This is a genomic window from Pseudomonas bijieensis, assembly GCF_013347965.1.
Classification (GTDB): Bacteria; Pseudomonadota; Gammaproteobacteria; order Pseudomonadales; family Pseudomonadaceae; genus Aquipseudomonas; species Aquipseudomonas bijieensis.
Map to the genome: position 1 here is coordinate 1,128,837 of NZ_CP048810.1, position 23,838 is coordinate 1,152,674.

Annotated in this window: 21 protein-coding genes and 1 pseudogene; 8 read left to right on the forward strand and 14 right to left on the reverse strand. The window is 62.5% G+C overall.

The genetic code is table 11. The features are described 5' to 3' along the window. Window positions 1-10: 10 nt before the first annotated feature. The 5 genes from GN234_RS04665 to GN234_RS04685 form a co-directional block, all read right to left on the reverse strand. Complete coding sequence (locus tag GN234_RS04665; protein ID WP_116832294.1) at window positions 11-1,468, reverse strand: amidase; 1,458 nt, start codon at window positions 1,466-1,468, stop codon at window positions 11-13. Window positions 1,469-1,485: 17 nt separating this feature from the next. Beyond that, on the reverse strand, window positions 1,486-2,742 hold the full coding sequence (locus GN234_RS04670) for an MFS transporter (protein ID WP_176687962.1): 1,257 nt from the start codon (window positions 2,740-2,742) through the stop codon (window positions 1,486-1,488). A gap of 12 nt (window positions 2,743-2,754) precedes the next feature. Continuing rightward, window positions 2,755-3,687 carry a SphA family protein gene (locus GN234_RS04675; RefSeq protein WP_176687963.1) on the reverse strand — a complete coding sequence of 311 codons (933 nt, stop codon included), beginning with the start codon at window positions 3,685-3,687 and terminating at the stop codon, window positions 2,755-2,757. A 69-nt stretch (window positions 3,688-3,756) separates the two neighbouring features. Further along, window positions 3,757-4,749, reverse strand: coding sequence for a helix-turn-helix domain-containing protein (locus GN234_RS04680; RefSeq protein WP_109756096.1), 993 nt, complete (start codon window positions 4,747-4,749; stop codon window positions 3,757-3,759). A 111-nt stretch (window positions 4,750-4,860) separates the two neighbouring features. Then, window positions 4,861-5,868, reverse strand: a complete 1,008-nt coding sequence (locus GN234_RS04685) for an ABC transporter substrate-binding protein (protein ID WP_109756097.1) — start codon at window positions 5,866-5,868, stop codon at window positions 4,861-4,863. A 250-nt stretch (window positions 5,869-6,118) separates the two neighbouring features. Between GN234_RS04685 and GN234_RS04690 the strand changes: the two are divergent. Continuing rightward, a pseudogene (locus tag GN234_RS04690) lies at window positions 6,119-6,472 on the forward strand (type 1 glutamine amidotransferase family protein); the annotation flags it as partial. A gap of 201 nt (window positions 6,473-6,673) precedes the next feature. Here GN234_RS04690 and GN234_RS04695 read toward each other — a convergent pair. After that, the gene (locus GN234_RS04695; protein WP_109756098.1) at window positions 6,674-7,291 is read right to left on the reverse strand and encodes a hypothetical protein; all 618 of its coding nucleotides are present in this window, start codon (window positions 7,289-7,291) and stop codon (window positions 6,674-6,676) included. 448 nt (window positions 7,292-7,739) lie between these two features. On the opposite strand from GN234_RS04695, the gene GN234_RS04700 reads away from it, so the two are divergent. After that, on the forward strand, window positions 7,740-8,651 hold the full coding sequence (locus tag GN234_RS04700) for a LysR substrate-binding domain-containing protein (RefSeq protein ID WP_003201562.1): 912 nt from the start codon (window positions 7,740-7,742) through the stop codon (window positions 8,649-8,651). Between the two features lie 210 nt (window positions 8,652-8,861). Here the strand turns inward: GN234_RS04700 and GN234_RS04705 are convergent, their stop codons facing one another. The 6 genes from GN234_RS04705 to GN234_RS04730 all read right to left on the reverse strand — a co-directional run bounded on the left by GN234_RS04705 (window position 8,862) and on the right by GN234_RS04730 (window position 14,868). After that, on the reverse strand, window positions 8,862-9,842 hold the full coding sequence (locus tag GN234_RS04705; protein WP_233459564.1) for an ABC transporter substrate-binding protein: 981 nt from the start codon (window positions 9,840-9,842) through the stop codon (window positions 8,862-8,864). 238 nt (window positions 9,843-10,080) lie between these two features. After that, a complete protein-coding gene (argE, locus tag GN234_RS04710; RefSeq protein WP_176687965.1) occupies window positions 10,081-11,250 on the reverse strand; it encodes an acetylornithine deacetylase in 1,170 nt (389 codons plus the stop codon). Next, the gene (locus GN234_RS04715) at window positions 11,243-11,917 is read right to left on the reverse strand and encodes a DUF1028 domain-containing protein (RefSeq protein WP_176687966.1); all 675 of its coding nucleotides are present in this window, start codon (window positions 11,915-11,917) and stop codon (window positions 11,243-11,245) included. Before GN234_RS04715 ends, argE begins: the two co-directional genes overlap by 8 nt. 11 nt (window positions 11,918-11,928) lie before the next feature. Then, a complete protein-coding gene (locus GN234_RS04720) occupies window positions 11,929-12,339 on the reverse strand; it encodes a RidA family protein (RefSeq protein ID WP_003201555.1) in 411 nt (136 codons plus the stop codon). Then, complete coding sequence (locus tag GN234_RS04725; RefSeq protein ID WP_116832288.1) at window positions 12,339-13,664, reverse strand: flavin-containing monooxygenase; 1,326 nt, start codon at window positions 13,662-13,664, stop codon at window positions 12,339-12,341. Before GN234_RS04725 ends, GN234_RS04720 begins: the two co-directional genes overlap by 1 nt. 289 nt (window positions 13,665-13,953) lie before the next feature. Further along, window positions 13,954-14,868, reverse strand: a complete 915-nt coding sequence (locus tag GN234_RS04730) for a LysR family transcriptional regulator (protein ID WP_109756103.1) — start codon at window positions 14,866-14,868, stop codon at window positions 13,954-13,956. Window positions 14,869-14,988: 120 nt separating this feature from the next. Here GN234_RS04730 and GN234_RS04735 point away from each other — a divergent pair, with 120 nt between their 5' ends. Together GN234_RS04735 and GN234_RS04740 are read left to right on the forward strand one after the other, a co-directional pair. After that, window positions 14,989-15,828 (forward strand): pirin family protein, encoded by an 840-nt coding sequence (locus GN234_RS04735; protein ID WP_176687967.1) that lies wholly within the window; start codon window positions 14,989-14,991, stop codon window positions 15,826-15,828. 50 nt (window positions 15,829-15,878) lie between these two features. Beyond that, the gene (locus GN234_RS04740; RefSeq protein WP_176687968.1) at window positions 15,879-16,955 is read left to right on the forward strand and encodes an alkene reductase; all 1,077 of its coding nucleotides are present in this window, start codon (window positions 15,879-15,881) and stop codon (window positions 16,953-16,955) included. A 237-nt stretch (window positions 16,956-17,192) separates the two neighbouring features. Here the strand turns inward: GN234_RS04740 and GN234_RS04745 are convergent, their stop codons facing one another. Beyond that, window positions 17,193-18,248, reverse strand: a complete 1,056-nt coding sequence (locus tag GN234_RS04745; RefSeq protein WP_176687969.1) for a LacI family DNA-binding transcriptional regulator — start codon at window positions 18,246-18,248, stop codon at window positions 17,193-17,195. Window positions 18,249-18,375: 127 nt separating this feature from the next. Between GN234_RS04745 and GN234_RS04750 the strand changes: the two genes are divergently transcribed. The 3 genes from GN234_RS04750 (at window position 18,376) to GN234_RS04760 (ending at window position 21,569) form a co-directional block, all read left to right on the forward strand. Further along, window positions 18,376-19,299 carry a TIM barrel protein gene (locus GN234_RS04750; RefSeq protein ID WP_176687970.1) on the forward strand — a complete coding sequence of 308 codons (924 nt, stop codon included), beginning with the start codon at window positions 18,376-18,378 and terminating at the stop codon, window positions 19,297-19,299. 20 nt (window positions 19,300-19,319) lie between these two features. Then, a complete protein-coding gene (locus GN234_RS04755) occupies window positions 19,320-20,489 on the forward strand; it encodes a Gfo/Idh/MocA family protein (protein WP_176687971.1) in 1,170 nt (389 codons plus the stop codon). A 177-nt stretch (window positions 20,490-20,666) separates the two neighbouring features. Continuing rightward, a complete protein-coding gene (locus tag GN234_RS04760; protein WP_116832281.1) occupies window positions 20,667-21,569 on the forward strand; it encodes a sugar phosphate isomerase/epimerase family protein in 903 nt (300 codons plus the stop codon). 6 nt (window positions 21,570-21,575) lie between these two features. Here the strand turns inward: GN234_RS04760 and GN234_RS04765 are convergent, their stop codons facing one another. Then, window positions 21,576-22,034, reverse strand: a complete 459-nt coding sequence (locus GN234_RS04765; RefSeq protein ID WP_109756110.1) for a metallophosphoesterase family protein — start codon at window positions 22,032-22,034, stop codon at window positions 21,576-21,578. A gap of 127 nt (window positions 22,035-22,161) precedes the next feature. Between GN234_RS04765 and GN234_RS04770 the strand changes: the two genes are divergently transcribed. Further along, window positions 22,162-23,730: a sensor domain-containing diguanylate cyclase gene (locus tag GN234_RS04770; protein WP_176687972.1), complete on the forward strand. Its 1,569-nt coding sequence runs from the start codon at window positions 22,162-22,164 to the stop codon at window positions 23,728-23,730. Window positions 23,731-23,838: the final 108 nt, after the last annotated feature.

A 23,838-nucleotide genomic window follows, 5' to 3' on the forward strand; every position in this document is an offset into this window, starting at 1 on the left:
TCCCACACTTTTACCGCCGGCAGGCGTTGACCGTTGGGATTCGGCCGCGCCATGGTTGGGCGCGCTCCAGTTGCGCGGCCAGCGCCAGCAGCGTGTGTTCCTCGCCGAAACGACCGGCAAAATGCGCGCCCATCGGCAGGCCATTGGCGCTCCAGGACAACGGCACGGACATCGCCGGCTGGCCGCTGGCATTGAACAGCGCGGTGAACGGCGAATAACTGTGGTAGCGCTCGATCAGTTGATCCAGGCTCATGCACACGTCCTGCAGATCCAGCTCGCCAATTGGCACCGGCTCACGAGTCAGGACCGGGGTCAGGATCACGTCGTAATCCTGCATGAACACCGCCAACTGCCGGCCGAGGGCATGAATCCACTCCACCGCCGCGGCATACTGGGCGCCGCTGACGTTGCCCTTGTCCCGCAAGATGATCCGCGTGCGTACCTCCAGCTCTTCGGCTTGCACGGCAAACCCACGCATCTGGCCCAGCAGGTCGACATAGTGACGAGAGCTGGCGCCGATGATGGTGAACACGTGATCGAGAAATTCCAGCAGCCCCACCGGCAGGCTCACCGATTCGACGCGATGCCCCAACGACTCGCACAACCGCGCGGCCTCGCCCACCGCCTGAAGGCTCTGTGGTGACGTAGGCCAAGGACCGAGCTGCTCGACCAGGGCTATGCGTAGCGGCTTGGGATCGGCCTGCACTGCCATCGCATACGGCAACGCCTGGATCGGCGCGGCGTAAGGCGCGCCCAGGTCCATCCCAGCAGTGGCATCCAGCAACGCCGCACTGTCGCGCACCGACAGGGTGATGGCATGAGGTGTGCCCATCCCCGCCCAGCCCTCGCCCACTATTGGTCCTGACGGCAGCAAGCCACGGCTGGGCTTGAACCCGAACACACCGCAGCAGGACGCCGGCACGCGCAATGAACCGCCACCGTCGTTGCCGTGGGCGAACGGCACCACCCGGGCCGCCACCAGTGCCGCCGCGCCACCGCTGGAACCACCGGCGCTGTGGTCGGTGCTCCAAGGGTTGCGTGTGGCACCAAAACGCGCAGACTCGGTGGAGTATGAAGTGCCAAACTCAGGCGAAGTACTGGTGCCCATCACCTGACATCCGGCACGCCGCAAACGCGTCACGATTTCCGATTCGAAATCCGCACGAAAGTCGCCCAGTGCGCGAGAACCGTTGGTCATCGCCGCACCATGAACTGGTGAAAACAGGTCTTTGATCAAGGTCGGCACACCGGCCAGCAGGCCTTGACCGACCTGTGGCGTGCGCGCCGTCTGCCGGGCCGAATCGTACAAGCGCTCGGCCACCGCATTGAGCTGCGGCTCGACTCGCTCCAGACGCTCGATGGCAGTCTCCAGCAGTTCGCCTGGCCGGACCTCGCCACGCCTGACCCATTCGGCCAGCGCCGTGGCATCTTCACTGTCCATCAAGTGGTGAATGTCTTGCGTACCCATGTTTCAGGTTCCTTATGTCACGACGATTGATGTGATCCGACGGTGCTCGCTTGCCCTTGGCCGCGTGTGCGCAGGCCGGCAACGACCCAGAGCAGCGCCAAGGCAAAACTGGTCAGGGCCAGCCACTGGATGGCGTGACGCAGGTCACCGGCGAACACAATCACCAAGGCCACCACCAGCGGACTGACGAACTGGCCGATATACAGGCACGAGGTAAACCCGCCCAGGCCCCGGCCGCGGGTGCTGGCGGTCAACGCATTCATCACCGGCGCCATCACGTTGGGCACCAACAGCCCGGCCCCCAGGCCTTGGATGAACACCGCCACCAGCACTTCGTTATAGCTTTGCCCGCGCATCAACAGCCACAGCCCCAGGCCCATCAGGCCAAGCAACAACGCATTGCAACCGGCGATGCCGAAGCGACGGCGCAGCAACGGCCACGTCAGCGAACCGACCAAGGTCGCCAACAGGCTCAGCCCCGCCGCCAGGCCGATCATCGTGCTGGAGGTGATGCCGAGGCTGACCAACAGCGTCGGCGCCTGGATAGGCATGATGAACGTCAGGACCATGCCACCGAGGATCATCAGGTAGCCGACCAGCAGTTGAGGCAAGGCGACCTTGGCCGGCCCCGACGCCTCGACGTGCGGCTCGCCCCCCTGCGGCTTCAAAACCGGCGGTTCCCAAAGCACCTTCATCATTGCCGGCACCAGCAACAATGGCAGCAAGTACAGGAGGAACGGCGCACGCCACGAGTTTTCTCCAAGCGCACCTCCCACTACGAAAAACAGCGCTCCCACCAGGCCGATGGTCACCACTTGCCGGTTGACGTAGCGCAGTCGCTCCTCACCGTGCCAATAGTCCGCTATCAGCGTCGCGCAACAGGTCATCACCGCCGCCTCCGTACAACCGAACAACAGCCGCACACCGACAATCGAGGGCAGGCTATCGAGCATGGCCGGCAACGCGCCGAGCAAGGCGTAGAGAATCGTCGCAAGCACCAGCAAGGCCTTGCGCCCGACCCTGTCGGCCAGCCAGCCGGCCAATGGCGCGCACAGGGCAATCGCCAGGGCCGGCCCGGTGACCGCCAACGGCACCAACAGATCGGCGCGTGGCTCCAGGGGCCCGAATTCTGCGCCCAACCTGGGCAAGACGGGCGCGACCATCACCGAACCCATGATTGTCAGACTGCTGCCTAGCATCAGCACCAGTCCTTCACGCCAACTGGCCTGGCGAGACAGGATGGTCGCCGTTGAAACGGAACTTGATTGGTTCATGGCGAGCCCCTTTTAGAAACTGTGAGAAATACGCAGCGCCGTGGTGTAGCCCTCAGCGCGGTTTCGCGCGTCGAGCTCCTTGTAGACATGCAGCCACACTGGGGGCATACCTGGCTTGAAGTAGCTCACCGCCGGCCCGACAGCCAGCACTCGGGCGCGATTGCCTGTTTCCAGGCCCGGGGCATCGTCGTCGGTGAATTGCCGGTAGTAATAGCCACCCATGCCCACGGTCCATGGGCCGACGTGCTGGCCCACGGCGAACTCGTGGCGGTACTCGACACCGTTCTTGTAGTCGGTGGCGTGGTTGCGCGTGTTGATGTCGGCCTCAAAGCTTGAGGACACTTCGAAGCCGCTGTCGGAGATATAAGTGGCGTTGAGGATCGGCGAGAAGGTCCAGTGGTTCAGACCCGGCGAGATCAAGCGATTCTTGTCGTAGTCGCCTGTGGGAGCCTGGATCTGGAACTGGGCGTTGACGAACAGGTTCGGCGACAGTGTCCACTGCAGGATCACCGGCAGCACCTGCATGTCGGCCATGCGAAACGGATCGGCCTCCAGGTTCATTGGGCCGACAGGCGTCTGCACCTGTAGCGAAGCGTCCATCTGGAAGAACGGCACGACGGCGCCGAAGCCATACTTGGCGCCCAGCACGGTGTAATCGGTCATGCGCATGTAGGCGACGCCGATGGACAAGACATCCAGGGAGAAATTGTTGTCCACGGACTTGCCGTGGCGATCCTTCTGCACGTTGGCCGAATAGAACGCGGTGCGCAGGCCGACGGTGCCAAAGGGCGTGGCCGGCGGCATCATGCCCGCGCCGAAATCGTAGACCCCGACCGCCGTGGTCGGCGCGCCGTTTTCGGTGCCATGGGCAGCACCGCATGCACCGATCAGCCCCAGGGTTAACCACGTACAGTGCCAGACGTTTGTTTTTTTATTTTGGTACATCGAATGCCCCTCCAACCATGTGGTGTCGGGGTCATCCTAGGGAGGCGGCCGGTCAGCCGTTATCCGTTTTCAGCACAGATGCGTGCGGCGCAGGGTTTGGGAAGGTGTCTCGCCGAACAGCACCCGATAGTCGCTGGAAAACCGGCTCAAGTGCCAGAACCCCCAGCGTGCCGCCACCTCCTGTACACCCTGGGCGTGGCGGCCGCTGCGCAGTTCACGGCGCACGGCATTGAGGCGCAACGCCCGCAAATAGGCCACCGGATTGATACCCAGGGTTTCCTGGAAGCAATACTGCAATTTGCGCCGGCTGGCACCGATGTGATTGCACAGGTCGAGGATCGACAGTGGCTCATCGACATGGGCCAAGGCGTACTCCCGGGCACGGTCGACCATGCGCTTGCGCGCCGTGGGGTTGAGCGGCGGTGCCTCGTCCGGTGCCACCAGTTCCAGTATGTGCAACATCACCGTGTCACGCAGGCCACGGCGAATCGACTCGTACCCCAGCAATGAGTCTCGCCCCTGCTCGCCCCCTTCAAGCTCATCGAACAACGCCGCGAGCTCGGCCGGCAGCGTCGAGTTGCCAAGACGGTAACACTTGGGAAGATCGGTAATTCGAAAGTGACTGCCTTGACACGCCAGCACATGCTCCAACGCCTGCTCGTCGACGGTGACACCGAGCAGATCCAGATGCTGGGGCGTGCGCAGCTCGGGCAGGTTATGGCCGCGAGCGACCAACAGGCTGGGCTCGATAATCGGGTGCCCGGAGCAAAAGAGCGGCCCGTCCGCACTCAGCGGCACGCTGAAAGTGATGGCGCCTTCCCAGGCCATGCCCCGCTTGGTCAGGGCTTGATTAGAGCGGTCGCGCACCAGTTGCATCCAGTCCGAGCGGAACTCGATCAACTCACCGTCGAAGCGTCCGGGGGTCAATTGGTCATAGCAGACCTGCCAGCCTCCCATGTTCCGGGCGTGCTCGTCGATGTCTGTGGTGCGGAACCGATTGATCGGCAGCGTCGGCAACAGGTCCGACGAAACCGCTGGCAGCGCCATGTTGGAGTTGTTCATTGACCCGACCTTTGATGATTCCAGGGCTTACGGGTCAAAGCTCAGGCAAGTTCCATTCCGCCCCGTGGACCGGTCGTTCAATTGTGCCGAAAACGGATAACCGGCCAGGGTTCAGCTGCCGGCGCCGGCATGGGCCTCTTCAAAGAAATAATCCTTCCAGCTGTCGGCCTTGTTTTTCAACACGCCCAGTTCGTGCAGTTTCTCGGCATAAATGTAGGTACGTTGCGGAACTACGGTGAAGTCGATTTCAGGGTCGGTGACGATTTTTTCCACCAGCGACAGCGGCAACTTGGACTGTTCCACACGAATGTAGGTCTGGGCAGCCGCCGGCTTGTCGGCCTGGATAATGCCTTGTGCCTCCACCAGGGCGTCGTAGAACGCCTTGTAGGTCTTGGGATTTTCGTCGTGGAATTTTTCCGTAGTGTAGAGCACGTTGAACGTCGCCGGCCCACCCAGCACATCATAGGAACTGAGCACCTTGTGTACGTTGGGGCTTTGCAGTGCCTGATACTGGAACGGTGGACTGGAGAAGTGCGAATTGATTTCCGACTGGCCGGCAATCAGCGCCGCCGTCGCATCCGGGTGCGGGAGGCTGACCGAGATGTCGTCGAACTTCTTGAAGTGGTCGTTCCCGAACACCTTGGCGGTTTCGATCTGCAACGTGCGCGACTGGAAGCCGACACCCGCCGCCGGAACGGCGATCCGGTCCTTGTCGGTGAAATCCTTGAGGCTCTTCACGTTCGGGTTGTTGGTCAGCAGATAATTGGGCATCGACCCCAGCGAGGCGATGGCCTTCACATTCTGCTTGCCGCGAGTCCGATCCCAGATTGTCAGCATCGGCGGAACTCCCGCCGACACCACATCCAAGGCACCGGTCAGCAAGGCCTCGTTCATCGCCGTAGCACCGGAAATGCTGTTCCAATCCACCTTGATATCCAGGCCCTGGGCCTTGCCATGCTTCTCGATGAGCTGCTGGTCGCGCACCACATCGAGGATCAGGTAGCCGATACCGAATTGCTGGGCGATGCTGATCTTGCCTTCGGCGTGGGCCAAGGGATTGAGCAGCGCAGTGGCCGCCAGGGAAACCAACAAGGTGAGCGCAGAACGCTTGAAAGCCATGGTCTGGTGAACCTCACAGTAAGTTGAAAAGACTGAAGGCCACGACTTTAAAGCTATAAGAAAATTAATTTAAATACCTAGATAGCATAACAATAGCACCTAAATGTTCGCACCAGAGCCCATGAGTCTCGCACTCACCGGCGCGATCGCTTGATAATCTTTGGAGACCTGCATCAAAGCGATACAGTAGCGGTGCCTGCTCCCCCAATCGTCCCCGACGAATACCAAGCGCGAAGCAATCATGAACGAGATGACCCTGGATGTGGGGATCGCCGCCGAGTCCATTTCCCAGCCGCGCACACTGGTGTTCCTGGCTTACCCGCAGATGGGCCTGTTGGACCTCGCCGGTGCCCAGACCGTTTTCTGGGCCGCCACCAAAGCCATGACCAAACGTGGCCTGCCCGGCTATGCAATGCACACCGCGAGCCTGGAAGGTGGGTTGATGCGAACTGCCGAAGGTTTGGTGGTAGATACCCGGGCCCTGCATGAGCTCGACGGAACGCTCATCGACACGCTGATCGTTCCCGGCGCCCCGGACATACAACAGGCGATGATCGACTGTGTCGACCTTGTGCAGTGGCTACGCAGGGCCTCGGTCCAGGCCAGTCCCTCCTTTCTGCGCCGGTCTTTCCCAGACGCCTGCCAATGATGCTTGGGCAGGCGTTCTTTTATGAAAACCAGAACAAAACCGATGGGAGCAACGCTACTGGCGATAACTGTATGTCAGTCAACATTGATGTGGCTGGTCCGCTGTCATCGCGAGCAGGCTCTCCCCCACAAGTGTTTCTTCGATCGCCGGGTCTGTTTACCAGGTATTGATCTGTGCGAGCTTGGTCGCCAACGGCAAACCGTTCCAGGTGTCCTTGGCAGCACAACCGACCGGATTATGTGCCCAGCGATACCAGACATGAAGGTTCTGGGCCCCGGCGATCAACCCCGCAAAAGGATTAAGAAGCCCCCCACCTCCGACGCCTTGCAGCCATGGCAAGCAATACACGCAGGGATGCAATTGCACATACATCACCCAATCACCGGCATTCGGCGCGACAAGGCCATAGGGCACCAAGCCATTGCCGCCCGCCACCACCAAGGCGTTACGCTCCGCATGACCGGAAAACCCGACCGCAGGCGCGCCGGGCACTACAGCCAAGGCGCCAACGATTGAAAAGCGTGAATTTCCAAAGACCACGCCATACGGCAAGGCCGCCCCGCCCGCTACGGCATTCCCCAAGGGAAAACCTGCGCCCGGATTGGGCACGGTTGCCAATGCGGCCCAACAAGAGCCGTGGGCAATACCAGCACCCGGTAGGGCCTGGGTATGGGCATGGGTCGCGCACTGTCGGGCCAGTTCCAACGCCTCGAGATAACCTGGATTCATGACGCCGCCGACGGCCACGGTGAACTGATGCAAAACAACCGGCATAAGATTATCCCTATCTTGATCGGGTTGACATCGGGCCGCTGTTGAACTCGTCCAGAATTTCAAGGCCCCTCCAGAGCACGCCAACTGAGACTAGTCGCCGAGATAAAAAATGCAAAATGGAGCGCCACGGCTCATCTACCCCATCCGCACCGCAAACGCCTGGAGCTCCCACACCATCTCGATATGTATCTATCCGCCTGGTGGCTGATCGCGCGACCTCCCCGCCGATTCCGGTGGACTGAGCCTCGTATCCGGCCAGTCCGTCCTGTCTGCGCGGGTCTTTCCCAGACGCCCGCCAACGATACGTGGGCAGGCGTTTTTTTCAGGCGCTCATCCCCAAGCCAGCCTGAATATCGTCACTGCCCAGAAAAATCCGTATCAATGCCCGCCCCTTACTCCTTGTGCACAAGGTAAGGTAGGCAGTAATCATCCGTATCGAGGTGTGCCCGTGGCGTCCTATTCCTTGCGTCAGCTGAAGTACTTCGTCACCACCGTCGAATGTGGCAGCGTCGCTGAAGCGTCCCGCAAGCTGTACATCGCCCAACCGTCGATCGCCACCGCCATCAAGGGATTGGAAGACAGTTTCGGTGTGCAATTGCTCATTCGTCATCACGCCCAGGGGGTATCGTTGACGCCCGGTGGCGCGCGCTTCTATCGCAAGGCCCAGGAGCTGTTGCGCATGGCCCGGGAGTTCGAGCAGAACGCGCTGGCCGACAATGATGTGGTCAGCGGGCAGATCGACATCGGCTGCTTCGAAACCGTCGCCCCGCTCTACCTGCCACGACTGATCGCCGGCTTTCGCCAGCGCTTTCCCGGGGTGGAAATCCGCGTGCAGGATGGCGAGCAACAGGAGTTGGTACAAGGTCTCACCGGTGGTCGTTTCGATTTGGCGATTTTCTATGAACACGACCTCGACAGTACCATCGAGACCGAAGCACTCACGGCACCGCAACGCCCCTATGCGCTTTTGCCGGCGGGCCATCGCTTCGCCGATCAGGCCCAGGTGTCGCTGCGCGACCTGGCCCTCGAACCGATGATCCTGCTGGACGTACAACCCAGTCGCACCTATTTCGTGAGTATCTTCGAGGAGCTGGGCCTGACGCCCAACATCGTCTTCAGCTCGCCGTCCATCGAGATGGTGCGTGGCATGGTCGGCCAGTCCTTCGGTTTTGCCGTGCTGGTGACCCGTCCGCACTCCACCTGCACCTACGATGGGCAACACCTGGTGTGCGTCGACATCGCCGAGGACGTGACCGGTTCAGCGTTGGTGGCAGGCTGGCTCAAACGCACTCACCTCACCAAGCCGGCCCAGTTGTTCGTCGACTACTGCAAGGAACAGTTCAGGCAATGGTTGGCCTGAGCCAACCAGCCCACACCATCGCCCTGCTAAACACTCACTCTTGTGGCGAGGGGATTTATCCCCGCTGGGCTGCGCAGCAGCCCCCAAACCAGTCAGCTCTATCTGCCTGACACGCTAAGTTTGTCGGTATTTTGGGGCCGCTTCGCGCCCCAGCGGGGATAAATCCCCTCGCCACAGGTCCGTATTTACAATTGATGGGACGTTCGGTGTCTAGCGAGCCGCCCAGGCGTTGAAGCGTTGTTCCAGTTCCTCGCCATGGTCGACCCAGAACTCGGCATCCACGGCCCGAGCTTCAGCCAGGTTGGCCTCGGCGGTGGGCAACTGTTCCTGTACCGCCGCCGGCAACAACGCGAGTGTCTTGCGATGCACCGGACCATAAGGGATGTTTTCCGAGAACACCTTCTGGGTCTGCGGCTGGCTGGCAAAGGCAATGAACTGCTCGGCCAAGGCCTTGTTCGGCGTGCCCTTGACCACGGCCCAGTACTCCGGGTCGTACAGGCTCTGCGGCCAGACAATACTCAGCTTCATGCCTTCCTTTTGTGCCGACGCGATGCGCCCGTTATAGGCCGCACTCATCGCCACATCCCCCGCCACCAGCCATTGCGCCGGTTGGGCGCCGGCTTCCCACCATTGGATGTTCGGCTTGATCTGGTCCAGCTTGGCGAAGGCCCGGGACACGCCTTCCGGTGTGTTCAACACCTTGTACAAGTCCTGGGACTTGACCCCATCGGCCAGCAAGGCGATTTCCAGGGTGTACTTGGCCCCTTTGCGCAAACCGCGTTTGCCCGGGTAATCGGCCACATTCCAGAAGTCCGCCCAGGATTTCGGCGCCTTGGCGAGCTTGCTCTGGTCATAAGCCAGGACCATCGACCAGACATAGGTGGCCACGCCACATTCGGTGAGTGCCCCCGGGACAAAATTCGCCGGGTCGCCCAGGGCCGTCTGGTCGAGCTTTTCAAACAAGCCCTCCTCACAACCACGCAGCAACTCGGGGCTTTCCACTTCGACCACATCCCAACTGGTGTGGCCGGCCGCGACCATGGCCTTGATCTTCGACAGTTCGCCGTTGTATTCGCCGGCCACGATGCTTCCCGCACCGCTGGCGTTGAAGGGTTGGAAGTAGGCCTTGTCCTGGGCCTGCTTGGTGGCGCCGCCAAAGGAAATCACGGTCAAGCTCTGGGGCGCGGCCATGACGCTGGTACTCAACAACGCCAGTGCACACGCAATATTGCAACGCAAGGATCTGGACATGAAGCGGTTCCTCGAAATGCCGGCTCGCCCGCACGAGCCGGTGACGGGACTCAAAGGTGACCGTAAACACGGGCGGTATGGTCTACAGCAAAGGCTCTTGTCGGCCTGTTCGTTGTCGCCTGGCTGACCACCAGGAATCTCCGTCCATTGAAATCGTTCTCCTCAGGCACCCTGGCGGTCAGCAATCAATGGGTTCACAGAGATAGCTCGCCAGCCGATCCATCAAGCGATCGCAGGCGGCCATTTGCTCAATGCTCACGTATTCGTCGGGCTTGTGCCCCTGGTCCATGCTGCCGGGGCCACAGACCACCGTTGGCACGCCGGCCTGGTGAAACAGGCCGCCTTCGGTGCCGAAAGCGACGGTGCCGAAAGCCTCGCTGCCGCATAGTCGCGCGACCAGTTGGGCGGCGGCGCTGTCAGGCTCGGTCGCCAGGCCCGGGTAGGCGGACAGCGCTTCAAAACGGATCGCCGTGTCGCTCGCTACCGCCTGCATCGCCGGCAGCAGGGTTTGTTCGGCATACCCCTGCAATTGCTCGGCCACCACCTGCGGATCGAAACCCGGCAAGGCGCGCACTTCGAAATCGAAACGGCAATCGGCCGGGACGATGTTCAACGCCGTACCGCCCTGGATCACGCCGACCTGCACCGTCGAATAAGCCGGATCGAAGCGCGCGTCATGCAACGAGGGATCGGCCAGCGCTGCGCCGATCTCCCCCAACCGGCCGATCAGGCGCGCTGCCTGCTCGATGGCATTTACGCCGTAAGGTGCGTAGGCCGAATGACAGGCCGCCCCCTTGATGTGGCAACGCATCGCCAACTTGCCTTTATGCCCCAGTACCGGTTGAAGTTGGGTGGGTTCGCCAATCAGGCACAAGGCTGGTGGGGGAACTCGCCGAACCAACACGTCCAACAGGCTGTGAACGCCCAGGCAACCCACCTCTTCGTCATAGGAGAACGCCAGATGCACCGGTCGCCGAAGCGCGCTGGCGAGAAACATTGGCACCGCTGCCAGAACCGAAGCCAGATACCCCTTCATGTCCGCCGTACCCCGCCCGAACCATTTGCCGTCCATCTCGCTCAGGCAGAACGGCTCGACCGTCCAGGCTTGTCCGTCCACCGGCACTACATCGGTGTGTCCGGACAACACCACGCCACCGGGCGCCGCGGGGCCGATGCTCGCCAGCAGGCTGGCCTTGGTGCGCTCGGCGTTATAGATCAGCTCGCTGTCCACACCCAGCCCTTGCAAGTAGTCGCGCACGAACTCGATCAAGGCCAGGTTCGACTCGCGGCTGACCGTGGCAAAACCCACCAACCGTTCGAGCAACACGCGGCTGCGCAGCTCACTCATCGCCCGGCACTCCATAACTTGGCGCCTGGGTCGGATCGAGTGCGCGGATCAGGTAATCCTGCAGTTGCGGCTGATAGGCGAGCCAGAGTCTTTCCAGTTCGTCGATGGGATTTTCCTCGGCCCAATCCACCCGCAGATCGACGATGGGCCAGGTCAGGTCGTCAACCACCGACAGCGCCGCCGAATGCACCGGCCCGGCTTCACCGCCCGCCGCCTGCCCGGCCTGCAACGCATTCATCAAGCGTGCGGCAAGACAACCACCGCTGCGCTCGAAGGCCCCGACCATGGCCTCGATCACCCCACCATTGGCCAACAGATTGCCGGCCGCCACGCATTGCTCTCCGGCCACTGCGTTGTGGGTGCCCAGGGTGTGTTCGCCGCTGAACATCGCCGTGCGCCCCTCGGCATCGATCACCGCCACCTGCCGGTATTGGCTGTAGCCATTGCGTGCCAGGGTCCGCTCCAGCGCCGCCTGCGCCACCAGGCCGCCGGCCAGTTCATCGAGAATCTGCGGTCCCAGGGCCGGCAGGGTGATGTTCTGGCTCGACACCGCACCGACGCCCGCCCGCAACCACGGGCAACGGGCGCCGACGGCAATGCTCGAGGAACTGATGGCGATGCCCAGCTGGCCGGTTTCGGCACAGCGCCCAACGATGGAAAAGGTCATGTTCCGTTCCTTTATTCAGGGATCACCGCGATCACGTCGATTTCCATCAGCCACTGCGGCTGGCCCAGGGCACTGACCACCAACCCGGTGGAGATCGGAAACACACCCTTGAGCCACTTGCCGACCTCCTGGTACACCGGCTCGCGGTAACGCGGGTCGATCAGGTAAGTCGTGGTCTTGACGATATGGCTCAAGTCGCTGCCGGCTTCTTCCAGCAACTGCTTGACGTTGCGCATGGCTTGCTCGGCCTGGGCGCGTGGATCGCCAAGCCCCACCAGTTGGCCGTTGAAGTCCGTGCCGACCTGGCCGCGCACATAAACGGTGTTGCCGGCGCGCACGGCCTGGCACAGGTCGTTGTCCAGCGTCTGGTTCGGGTAGGTGTCCTTGGTGTTGAACATGCGAATACGTGTGTGAGTAGGCATCAGCGGACTCCCGAGAGACTGGTTTTCGAACGGTGTGAATCGCTGTCGAGCGCCGAGGCCTGGCGCTGGGCAGCATCTTGATAAGCGAGGTAAATGCGTTGCTTCACGATGTGGTCGGCAATATGCCGGGCGTCATGCCAGACGCCCCAGATGAACGCCGAGCCCCGACGTGACAACCACGGCAAGCCGACGAAGTACAGGCCCGGCTCGCTGGAAACGCCGCGCTGATGCCGAGGCTTGCCGTTGGCGCCGAGGGCGTCGACCTTCAACCAGCTGTAATCCACCGAGTAGCCGGTGGCCCAGATAACGCTGGTCACACCGGCGGCGACCAGGTCCAACGCCAGGATCGGCTGGGTCAGGCACTGCGGGTCGGGCGGCAGGTTGCGGGCTTCAGGTTCAAGGGGCAGATCCAGGCCATTGCGGGCGATGTAGGCATCGGCAGCATCCAGCAGCGCCAGGTAGTTTTCGTCGCCGCGGGCAATGTTTTCGGCAAGATTCGATTCAAAGGTCACCACGCTGCCGTTGAACGATTTCGTCAGCCCCACCAGGGTGATGCCCTCGTGGGCCAACCGGCGGAAATCCACGGTATGGCCGCCACGGGCACCGCTCACCGCGATGGTGACGTGTTCCTTGCCTGGCTGGACCGCCTCGGCGTCCCACTCGCCCAGCACCCCCAGCCACCAGCAGAAATCGCGGTTGCGATAGGCCCGTGGCGGACGATCATGGGCGCCCACCGAAAGATAGACCTGCTTGCCGGCGCGCTGCAGTTCATCGGCGATCTGCACCCCCGACGACCCGGCACCCACCACCAGCACCGCCCCCTTGGGCAACTGCTGCGGATTGCGATATTGCGCGGAGTGAATCTGGGTGACCGTCGCCATCTCAGGTGCGATGGGCGGAATCACCGGTCGCTGGAATGGCCCGGTGGCAACGACCACATGGATGGCCTCGATCAGGCCCTCGGACGTTTCAATGGTGAACCCCGGGCGGCCGACATTGCGCTCGACTTTCCTGACCTCCACGCCGGTACGGATCGGTGCATTGAACTTGCGCGCATAGGCTTCGAAGTAATCGGCCACTTGATCCTTGGCGGCGAAAGCATCGGGGTCGAGTCCCTCGAATTCCAAGCCAGGAAAACGGTCATGCCAGGCCGGGCCGTTGGCCACCAGCGAATCCCAACGCGCCGTGCGCCAGGCCTCGGCAATCCGATTGCGCTCCACGACCAGGTGAGGCACACCTTGTCTGCTCAAGTGTTCACTCATGGCCACGCCGGCCTGGCCGGCGCCTATAACAAGCGTATCGATGCGTAAGGTTTCAACGGGCATGTCTGTGCACTTCCGGCAGAGGGTTGGTTCAGGCCGGCATGGCGCCGCCTCGGGTTCTGATTTTTTGTTCTGCGATTGCGACTATCGAAATGAGGTGTCGAGGCGATTGTGTTGGCAGGCGCGGATTTGCGAAACGAGGGTTTTTGTCGTTGCTAGGAAGGAAAAAAATGGGCTATTGCCCGAGCGTGATGATCACGGCAACAAAGCACATCTTATTAGACTTGGAGCACATCGCTCCCGTGGCGAGGGAGCTTGCTCCCGCTGGGCTGCGCAGATCGCATTGGCCAATTCACTGCATCAGTGCCGGAAACGCCTTGAGTTCCAGCTTCTGCATCACCAACCCGATGAACGCCGAAACCGCCAGCGGCAACTGCCGTCGGCTCGGATACAGCACATTCAAGCCGAAGCCACTGCGTTGGTACTGCGGCAACACGCGCACCAACCTGCCGGCTTCCAGGTCGAGGGCGCTCAGTGCCCCCGGCAGCACGGCGATGCCCAGGCCGGCGACGGTCGCCCTGCGCAACGCTTGGGCGGTGTTGGCGTGGAAGCGGCTGGCGATCTGCACGTGCTCCTCGATGCCGTCCGGGCCGACGAGTCGCCAGTCGGTCAAGCCGCTGGGGTGGGCGAAACTCACGCCGTCGTGGTGAGCCAGGTCCTGCAGCGCAAGCGGTGCGCCGCGTGCGGCAATGTACGCGGGGCTGGCAACCATGCCGTCACCGTCGTTCTGGAGCAGTTGGCGACCGACATACCCCGAGTCCTGCAACGGACCGCCGCGAAAGGCCACGTCGATGCGGTCGGCAATCAGGTCGACACGGGCATCGCTGAGCACGAAATCGAGTTGCACACGCGGGTGCGCGGCTAAAAAGTCGGCCACCCATTCCATCGGGAAAAAATCGAAAAAATCCGCCGGCGCCGCGATGCGCACCAGGCCGCTGGGCTCTTCGCTGCCCATCATCAGTTCCTGCCCTGCCTCCATCAGACCATCCACCGCCTCCACGCAGCGCTCATAAAACCCCTGGCCTACCTGGGTCAACGTGAGTTTGCGGGTCGAGCGCTGCAGAAGTCGCGACTCCAACTGCGCCTCCAACTGTTGGACCCGGCGACTGACGGTGTTGGCAGGCATGCCCAAGCGCCTGGCCGCCTCGGCGAAGCTGCCACTGCGGACCACTTGGACAAACAGTGCGACATCGTTGAGATCGAGCATGGCGTCGACATTCCTTCGTTTAATGGATGAGTTCAATCCGATTGTATCGACTAATCAATCCATTGCCAGGCACTTATCCTTCTCCCATCGAGGCTCAACGCCCATGACTTGGAGGCCCCCATGAACAGCATCGTCGCCGCACCACCGCGCGCCATCGTCCATCGCACCACCGGCAGCAGCCACGGGCCGATCACCCGGCTCATGAGCCCCGGCGACCTGGGCCAACTCTGCAAGCCCTTCGTATTTCTCGATCTCTTCGGGTTCAAGGCCGGCGCCATGCAGAGGGGGTTCGGCATGCACCCTCATTCCGGGATCGCCACGCTGACCTACATGATCGAAGGCCAGGTGATCTACGAAGACACCACGGGCCAGTCCGGCACGCTGCCTAGCGGCGGCATGGAGTGGATGCAAGCCGGCAACGGCGTATGGCACACCGCCCGGCCGGTCGATGGCACGCCGATCCAAGGTTTCCAACTCTGGGTGGCGCTGCCGGCGGCAGAAGAAAATGCGCCGGCCCACAGCCTCTACCTGGCGCCCGCCGAGATCCCCCGGGAAGGACCGGCGTGGGTATTGCTCGGCCACTACGGCGCAGCCCGCAGCCGCGTCTCCTCCCCGGCGGACATGAATTACCTCGCCGTGCAGTTGCAGGACAACGAGCGCTGGCGCTACACGCCACCGGCCGGGCATACCGTCGCCTGGCTGGCGGTCAACGGCGGCAGCCTCGACGCTGGCGGCAACGTCAATACCGGAGAAATGGTGGTATTCGAAGAGTCCGTCGCGGCCATCGACATCGTTGCCCGGGGCGCGACGTCCTTCGTGCTGGGCTCGGCAGTCAAGCATCCCCACGACCTGGTGATGGGCTATTACTCCGTGCACACCAGCCAGGCCGCCCTGGAAAAGGGTGAGAAAGAAATCCAGCGCATCGGCGCCCAGTTGCAACAAGAGGGTCGGTTGGCCTGACCGCCCCTCGACTCAATCCCTGTTCATACCCGCTCCCTTAGAGGTGAATCATGACTGACATCGGTCTCGATCTTCTGTTGTCCCGTACTCAAGTCGGCAAGCTGTCGCTGAAAAACCGCATGGTCATGGCGCCGATGACCCGCAGCCGCGCAGGAGCAGGCGATGCAGCCACGCCCCTGATGGCCGAGTACTACAGCCAACGCGCCAGCGCCGGCCTGATCATCAGCGAAGGCTCCCAGGTGTCGGCCCAGGGCAAGGGTTACCTGCGTACGCCAGGGATCTTCACCCGCGAACAAATCGCTGGCTGGAAACAAGTGACCGACGCAGTGCATGCCCAGGGCGGTCAGATCTTCCTGCAGCTCTGGCACGTAGGCCGTCTTTCTCATCCGCTGGTGCAGGTCAACGGCGCCCAGCCCGTGGCCCCTTCGGCGATCAAGGCCGATGGCGAGATCTACACGCCCGAAGGCCTCAAGCCCTACGAACTGCCACGGGCATTGGAGCTCGATGAAATGCCAGGCGTGGTCGCCGACTTTCGCCAGGCTGCGGCCAACGCGAAACTGGCCGGGTTCGACGGCGTGGAGATTCATGGCGCCAATGGCTACCTGATCGACCAGTTCCTGCGCGACGGCACCAACCAACGTACCGATGCCTACGGCGGCTCGATCGAAAACCGCGCGCGTTTGCTCAAGGAAGTGGTCGAGTCGGTGATCGAAGTCTTCGGTGCCAGCCGAGTCGGCGTTCGCCTGTCGCCGATCTTCAGTTACTTCTCAATGAGCGACAGCAACCCACAGGCGACTTTTGAATACGCCGCCAGGATGCTCAGCCGTTATGGCCTGGCTTACCTGCACATCGTGGAACTGGGCGAAGGCCCGTTCGACTTCCTGGAACTCAAGCGCCGCTTCGGCGGGCCCTACATTGCCAACGGCGGCTACAGCACCGAACGTGCAGCCGCGGCCATCAGCCGTGGTGAAGCAGACCTGGTAGCGTTCGGCACGCCGTTTCTGGCGAACCCGGACCTGGTGGAACGTTTCAAACGGGGCCAAGCGCTGAACACCCCTGACGCGTCGACGTTCTACCAGGGCGACGAACGTGGTTATACCGATTATCCAACCCTGACTAAAGCCTAAGCAGGCCAGCGGGCTTAACGCCCGAGACCTGTGGGAGCGAGCCTGCTCGCGAAAGCGATGTGTCAGTCACCCTCCATACCGACTGCCCCCGCGCCATCGCGAGCAAGCTTTGCTCCCACAGCTCCTGCTCAAACAAATCTGATGGGTGTACCTCCGCAAGAGCCAGGCCGGCTGTCAGGCCGCCATCGCGAGCAGGCTCGCTCCCACACGCTTTTGCATGGGCACCCCCTGGCGGGGTCAGATGCTCTCAGACACATCGATCTGCAGCGGCACCACCCGCTTCGGCGCCGGTCCGGGTGGCGAGGCTGTCGCGGCCTCGACCAGGGCGTCGACGGCCTGCTCCGCCAGCGCCACGACCGGATGCGACAGCACGGCCTGAACCAGCCCCGCCTTCAACGCGTCACGCGTCAGAGGCGTCAGGTCATGACACACCACGATGGGCAAGCGAAGCTGTTGCTCCTTGAAGCCCCGCAATGCCCGCAACACCCCCGCAATGCCGCCTCCGGCCACGTAAAGCCCGACAAGATCAGGTTCCGCCGTGAGCAAGTCCAACGTGTTGCCATAGGCGAATTCATCGTCCTCCAGCGTCAGGCGCGAGGCGAGCAGTTCCCATTCACTGGAGTGATCCGCCAGATAACTGCGAAAGCTCAACTCACACAACTCCTGGCACTGGAAACGCTGGCTGCTGAGCATGACGGCCACCGGCCCAGGTTGGCCGGCAAGGCGACTGACGAACCAGCCCGCCGTGCGCCCGGTCAGGCGATTGTCCAGGCCTGCGTAACCGGTACCGGCGGCGCTGGACAGCTCCGACAGCAGCGCCACCACCGCAACACCGGTCTCGCGCAATTGCGCAACCGCCTCCCGGACCCGGGGATGATCCACCGCCACCACGCCCAGGCCGTCCACCTGATCGCGCAAGGCCAGGATGCGTTGCGCCACCGTGACCGGGTCGAGATCGTCCAGATAACCGATGACCACGCGAATCCGCGCGCGGGTGCAGGTCGCGGCGGCGTTCGACAAGGCGTGGGCAAGCCCCTGGTAAAAAGGCACGCCGCTTTTCTGCAACAGGAAGCCAAGCCGCAAGGTCGGGCGGTCGTTGAGCACCCGCTGCTCGATAACGCCCTTGGCATGGAACCCCAACCGCGCGGCCGCCGCAGCGATGCGCTGGGCGGTGTCGGCGCGCACGTCGGCACGCAGGTTCAGCACCCGGTCGACGGTGGACAGGCTGACTCCGGCTTCTCGAGCGACATCGGCCATCGTGGGACGCAGTTTACGACGTGGTTTTTCTGACATGTCTTGACACCTCTTCGAGGCATCATGAGGGGTTTTGACAGATTAAGCCATCACCCCATGGCCCCCTCTGCGGCAACCCAATAGCATCAGGCCAAGCACATAAAAACAAACACAGCCGGAGTGCCCCATGACGATCCACATTTGCACCGCGCCTTGCTGCTGGGGCGTCGACGACGTCAAGAACCCTTTCCTGCCGCCGTGGCGCCGAGTGCTTGGCGAAGCGGCCGAGGCCGGCTACCGCGGCATCGAGCTGGGGCCGTACGGTTACCTGCCGCTAGACGTCGGAACCGTCAGCCCAGCCTTGTCCGAACTTGATCTGCATGTGGTCGCCGGGACGATCTTCGACGACCTGGTAAGCCCCGCCAACCTGCCTGAACTGCTGCGCCAGACCCACGACATCTGCACGCTGCTCAAACAACTGCCGCCCATGGAACGGCAAGCCGGGCAGCGTCATGCCGGGCCCTATCTGGTGATCATCGACTGGGGCCACGAGGAACGTGACTACGCAGCCGGCCACTCCGACCGCGCCCCGCGCCTGGACGATGCACGCTGGAACGCAATGATGACGCACATCCGCGCCATCGCCGACCTCGCCTGGCACACCTACGGCATCCGCGCCGTCATCCATCCTCACGCCGGTGGCTACATCGAGTTCGCCGATGAATTGGCGCGCCTGATGGACGAGATTCCCGATGAAGTCGCCGGGCTGTGCCTGGACACCGGGCACCTCTACTACGCCGGCATGGACCCGGTCGCCTCGTTGCGCACCTACGCCCATCGCCTGGACTACCTGCACTTCAAGGACATCGACCCGGTGGTTTTCGACCAGGTGCTGAACGAACACATCCGTTTCTTCGCCGCTTGCGCCCGGGGCGTGATGTGCCCCATCGGGCGTGGTGTCATCGACTACCCAGCGCTGCACAGCCTCGTGCATGAATTGGGTTACCAGGGCTGCATCACCGTCGAACAGGAACGCGACCCGCGCAACGCCGGGACCAGCCTGGACGACGTAGCGGCCAGCCGCGCCTACCTGGCCCGAATCGGTTTCTGATCAGCACAAGGACAAACCCCATGATCAACGGCAGCAAAACCCTTACGCGTCCCATCCGCTGGGCCATGGTCGGTGGCGGTGAACACAGCCAGATCGGCTACATCCACCGCTCGGCCGCCCTGCGCGACCGGAACTTCGAATTGCTCGCCGCGGCGCTGGATATCGATCCCGCCCGCGGCCAGGCCTTTGGCGAGCAACTGGGTATCGACCCTGCGCGCTGCTATCCGGACTACCTCAGCCTGTTCGAGCTGGAGGCACAACGTCCCGATGGGATCGAGGCGGTGTCGATCGCCACGCCCAACGGCACCCACTACGCCATCACCCGCGCCGCTCTGGAAGCCGGGCTGCATGTGGTCTGCGAAAAGCCGCTGTGCTTTACCCTCGAACAGGCCGAGGCACTGCGCACCCTGGCGCAATCCAAGGGGCGCATCGTTGGCTTGACCTACGGCTACGCCGGGCACCAGTTGATCGAACAGGCCCGGGAGATGATCGCGGCGCAGGCATTGGGCGAGATCCGCATGGTGCACATGCAGTTTGCCCATGGTTTTCACAGTGCGCCGGTGGAGGCGCAGAACCAGGCCACCCAGTGGCGCGTCGACCCGCGCCAGGCCGGGCCCAGCTACGTGCTGGGGGATGTCGGCACCCACCCGTTGTACCTGGCCAAAGTGATGCTGCCCGACCTCAAGATCAAACGCTTGATGTGCAGCCGGCAAAGCTTCGTCGCCAGCCGCGCCCCGTTGGAGGACAACGCCTACACCTTGATGGAATACGAAGGCGGCGCCATGGGCATGGTCTGGTCCAGCGCGGTGAATGCCGGTTCCATGCATGGGCAGAAAATCCGCGTGATCGGCTCCCGTGCCAGCCTTGAATGGTGGGACGAACGGCCCAACCAACTGAGCTTCGAGATCCAGGGCCAACCCGTGCAGATCCTGGAACGCGGCATGGGCTACCTGCACCCCGACGCGCTGCAGGACGACCGCATCGGTGGCGGCCACCCCGAAGGGTTGTTCGAAGCCTGGTCCAATCTCTATCGCCGCTTCGCCTTGGCCATGGATGCGGCCAACCGTGGCGACAGCACGACGCTGGCCGCCCTGCGCTACCCCGACATCAACGCCGGCGTGGAAGGCGTACGCTGGGTCGAACGCTGCGTTGAATCAGCCAACCGGGATTCAACCTGGGTCGCCTATTGACCCCTGTGGCGAGGGGATTTATCCCCGCTGGGGCGCGAAGCGGCCCCCGACATTCCATTCTGATACACCGCAGTAGCAGATCCATATGGGACCGTTTCGCGGTCCAGCGGGGATAAATCCCCTCGCCACAGAAAGCTCCCTCGCCACGGTAATGAGCGTTTCCTAAGGAGAACAACAATGAAAATCGCCCTCGACCCCTACATGCACCGCCACCTGAGCCTGCCGGACCTGTGCCGCAAGACCGCCGAGCTCGGCTACGAATACCTGGAGCTGTCACCACGGGAAGACTTCCTGCCCTGGTGGGTACGCCCCCGCGCCCACAAGGAGCGCATCGCCGAGTTCAAGAAAGCCCTGCGCGACCATAACCTGCAACTGGCCTCGCTGTTACCGATGTATCGTTGGGCCAGCCCCCATGAAGACGAACGCCGGGCAGCGGTGAATTACTGGAAGGAAGCCATCCAGGTCGCCGTGGAGATGGGCTGCACGACCATGAATTCAGAGTTCGGTCGCGGGCCTTCACCGGATCGCGGGCATAAAGTCAGCTGCTGCGGTGGCGTGCACAGCCATGAGTCCAGCGAAGCGGCCTGGTGGCGCTCGATGGAGGAACTGGTGCCGATCCTGGAAAGCGAGGGCGTCACGCTGAACGTCGAACCGCATCCGGAAGACTGGTGCGAAACCCTGCACCCGGCCCTCGACATGCTCAAGACCATCGGCTCGGACAACGTCAAGTTCCTTTACTGCACGCCGCACACCTTCTACTTCGGCGATGACATGAAGGCCATGATCGCCGAGGCCGGGTCGATGATCGCCCATGTCCACATCGCCGATACCTACAACCACAAGGCCTCCTCCGGCCTGCGCTACATCGTCAACCCACCTGGCGCCAAAGTCACCGTCCACCAACACATGGACATGCACCAGGGCGAGATCGACTGGGACCTGTTCTTCAGCGAACTGGCCAAGACCGGCTTCGACGGTATCGTCACCGCCTGCGTGTTCGGCTGGGAAGAACGGGCGGATGACTCCGGGCGCTTCATGCGCAAGGAAATCCAGGCCTACATCGACAAGTACTTCAGGTAGACGGGTTCATTCCAACAACCCGACCAGCCGCGGCTCGATCGCCTGTTCACTCACCTCAAGCAGCGCCAGCGTCACCGGTAACTTGAACCGCCGCCGGCCGGCGCTGCCAGGGTTGAGATAAAGCCGCTCGCCACGCCATTCGATCAGCGGTTTATGGGAATGGCCGGTGATCACCAGCCTCACGCCCGGGTCGAGTGCTGCCGGCACATCCGCGAGGTCATGGACCAATAGGACCTGCCACCCCCCCAGGTCGAATTGCAGGCAATCGGCAAGGTGCCCTGCCCACTCGGCCTCCAGGTCGTTGTTTCCGCGCACCACGTGCAGCTCGCCGATGGCAGCCAGGGCGTCGAGGATTTCCGGGCTGCCGATATCGCCGGCATGAATGATCCGCTCACAGCCTTGCAGCGCGGCAAGCGCTTCGGGGCGCAGCAGGCCGTGGGTATCGGAAATGACGCCAACTTTCATGAAACCTTTCTCCCCAATCGTGTGTCGCCGGTTATACCTGCCTCGTCGCAGCTAGCTAACGTGCTGAAATCGAATAAGATAGGCTTCGCATCAATAGTGCGCAGACCCGTCGTAAAAGGAAATGTTGATGCTCGGACGCAAACGGCCAGAGCCAAAGATCGAAAGCTCTGATGAAGCCTTTTCCCCCCAAGCAGTCCGGGCCGGAGCGGCATTGCGCCTGACCGTGAGCTTCATGCTGGTAGTCATCATCGCCTTCCTGGCCGTCGAAGGCTGGCGGACCTGGCGCGACTACCGCGCCGCTTTTGCGTCTGCCCGGGATTCGGTGACGAACCTGGCACGGGCGACGGCCCAGCACGCCGAAGATACCATTCGACAAGTGGATGTGGTCACCGCTGCCCTCGCCGAACGCGTGGAGGGCGACGGCCTGCAGAACCTGGACGTGCCGCGCATCCATAAGCTATTGGTGCAGCAGGCCGCGATCATGCCGCAACTGCACGGGTTGTTTATCTATGGCCCGGACGGTCAGTGGCTGGTAACGGACAAGGAAAACATTCCGGAGCCGGCGAACAATGCCGACCGCGACTACTTCCAGTATCACCGTACTCACGAGGACCGAAGCGTGCGCATCGGCACAGTGATCAAGAGCCGATCCACCAACGACCTGATCATCCCTGTCTCCCGGCGCTTGAACAATCCCGACGGCTCATTCGCCGGTGTGCTGCTCGGAACGGTCAAGGTCAGCTATTTCGTCGATTACTACGGTGACTTCAAGATCGATGACAAAGGGGCGCTGGTCCTGGCGACACGCAGCGGAACGATTCTGGTGCGCCGTCCTTTCGTCGCCTCGGTGATTGGCAAGAGCCTGGTCAATAGCGTGATCTTCAGGAACTACTTGCCCACGTCGAATCAGGGCGTCGCGGAGGCCAGGGCCGTCGTCGACGATACCGAGCGGCTGTATGGCTATCGCGCCTTGACCACCTATCCGCTGGTGGTGGAAGCCGGCTTGTCCCGCGAATCGATCATCGCGCCCTGGCGCCGCGACTTGCTCAAGACCGGTCTGGTGCTGATTTTCCTGATCGCGGTACTGGTGGGCTTCGGGCTCATCGTATTGAGCCAACTGCGCTACCGCATGACCATGGAGAAGCAGATTCGCAGCGCCCACCAGGCCATGCGCGACATGGCGCTGACCGACAGCCTGACCGGGCTGGGCAACCGCAGGCGGCTGGACATCGCCCTGGCCGATGAACTGCGCCTGGCCAGGCGCCAGGGTTCGTCCCTGGCCCTGATCATGCTCGACGTCGATTACTTCAAGCGTTTCAACGACCGGTACGGCCATGCCGCCGGCGATGATTGCCTGCGGGCGATTGCCGCCGCGATCGGGCAGACCATCAAAAGGCCGGCCGACCTGGCGGTCCGCTATGGCGGTGAAGAGTTCACCGTGTTGCTGCCAAACACCGACAGCGCCGGTGCCGCCAAGGTCGCCCAGCAAATCCTCAAAGCCGTCAGGGCCTTGAACATTGAACACGGCGATCATCCGTTGGGCCTGGTGACTGTCAGCGCGGGCGTCACCACCAGCCAGCCGAGCGGCGAGGACGTCACCCCGGCCATGCTGATCAAGGCTGCCGACGCCTTCTTGTACCTGGCCAAGAACACCGGGCGAAACCGCTGGTGCAGCGCCGGCTCGACGCCGGAGTGAGCCTCGCGGGAGCGCCGCGCATCGGTCAGGATCGTGCAAACCCAAGGCCACAGGTGCCGACCAGGCGCCTGGCGGCTACAATGCTCGCTTCGTCCGTGACCAGCCTGA

Excerpts from the sequence above, each read along its gene's own strand:
- GN234_RS04750 (WP_176687970.1), top strand. The coding sequence starts at position 18,376 with ATGACGATCCACATTTGCACCGCGCCTTGCTGCTGGGGCGTCGACGAC.
- GN234_RS04725 (WP_116832288.1), bottom strand. The coding sequence starts at position 13,664 with ATGCCCGTTGAAACCTTACGCATCGATACGCTTGTTATAGGCGCCGGC.
- GN234_RS04730 (WP_109756103.1), bottom strand. The coding sequence starts at position 14,868 with ATGCTCGATCTCAACGATGTCGCACTGTTTGTCCAAGTGGTCCGCAGT.
- GN234_RS04695 (WP_109756098.1), bottom strand. The coding sequence starts at position 7,291 with ATGCCGGTTGTTTTGCATCAGTTCACCGTGGCCGTCGGCGGCGTCATG.
- GN234_RS04720 (WP_003201555.1), bottom strand. The coding sequence starts at position 12,339 with ATGCCTACTCACACACGTATTCGCATGTTCAACACCAAGGACACCTAC.
- GN234_RS04680 (WP_109756096.1), bottom strand. The coding sequence starts at position 4,749 with ATGAACAACTCCAACATGGCGCTGCCAGCGGTTTCGTCGGACCTGTTG.
- GN234_RS04735 (WP_176687967.1), top strand. The coding sequence starts at position 14,989 with ATGAACAGCATCGTCGCCGCACCACCGCGCGCCATCGTCCATCGCACC.
- GN234_RS04745 (WP_176687969.1), bottom strand. The coding sequence starts at position 18,248 with ATGTCAGAAAAACCACGTCGTAAACTGCGTCCCACGATGGCCGATGTC.
- GN234_RS04755 (WP_176687971.1), top strand. The coding sequence starts at position 19,320 with ATGATCAACGGCAGCAAAACCCTTACGCGTCCCATCCGCTGGGCCATG.
- GN234_RS04770 (WP_176687972.1), top strand. The coding sequence starts at position 22,162 with ATGCTCGGACGCAAACGGCCAGAGCCAAAGATCGAAAGCTCTGATGAA.
- GN234_RS04705 (WP_233459564.1), bottom strand. The coding sequence starts at position 9,842 with ATGGCCGCGCCCCAGAGCTTGACCGTGATTTCCTTTGGCGGCGCCACC.
- GN234_RS04665 (WP_116832294.1), bottom strand. The coding sequence starts at position 1,468 with ATGGGTACGCAAGACATTCACCACTTGATGGACAGTGAAGATGCCACG.
- argE (WP_176687965.1), bottom strand. The coding sequence starts at position 11,250 with ATGAGTGAGCTGCGCAGCCGCGTGTTGCTCGAACGGTTGGTGGGTTTT.
- GN234_RS04685 (WP_109756097.1), bottom strand. The coding sequence starts at position 5,868 with ATGGCTTTCAAGCGTTCTGCGCTCACCTTGTTGGTTTCCCTGGCGGCC.
- GN234_RS04715 (WP_176687966.1), bottom strand. The coding sequence starts at position 11,917 with ATGACCTTTTCCATCGTTGGGCGCTGTGCCGAAACCGGCCAGCTGGGC.
- GN234_RS04670 (WP_176687962.1), bottom strand. The coding sequence starts at position 2,742 with ATGAACCAATCAAGTTCCGTTTCAACGGCGACCATCCTGTCTCGCCAG.
- GN234_RS04765 (WP_109756110.1), bottom strand. The coding sequence starts at position 22,034 with ATGAAAGTTGGCGTCATTTCCGATACCCACGGCCTGCTGCGCCCCGAA.
- GN234_RS04675 (WP_176687963.1), bottom strand. The coding sequence starts at position 3,687 with ATGTACCAAAATAAAAAAACAAACGTCTGGCACTGTACGTGGTTAACC.
- GN234_RS04740 (WP_176687968.1), top strand. The coding sequence starts at position 15,879 with ATGACTGACATCGGTCTCGATCTTCTGTTGTCCCGTACTCAAGTCGGC.
- GN234_RS04760 (WP_116832281.1), top strand. The coding sequence starts at position 20,667 with ATGAAAATCGCCCTCGACCCCTACATGCACCGCCACCTGAGCCTGCCG.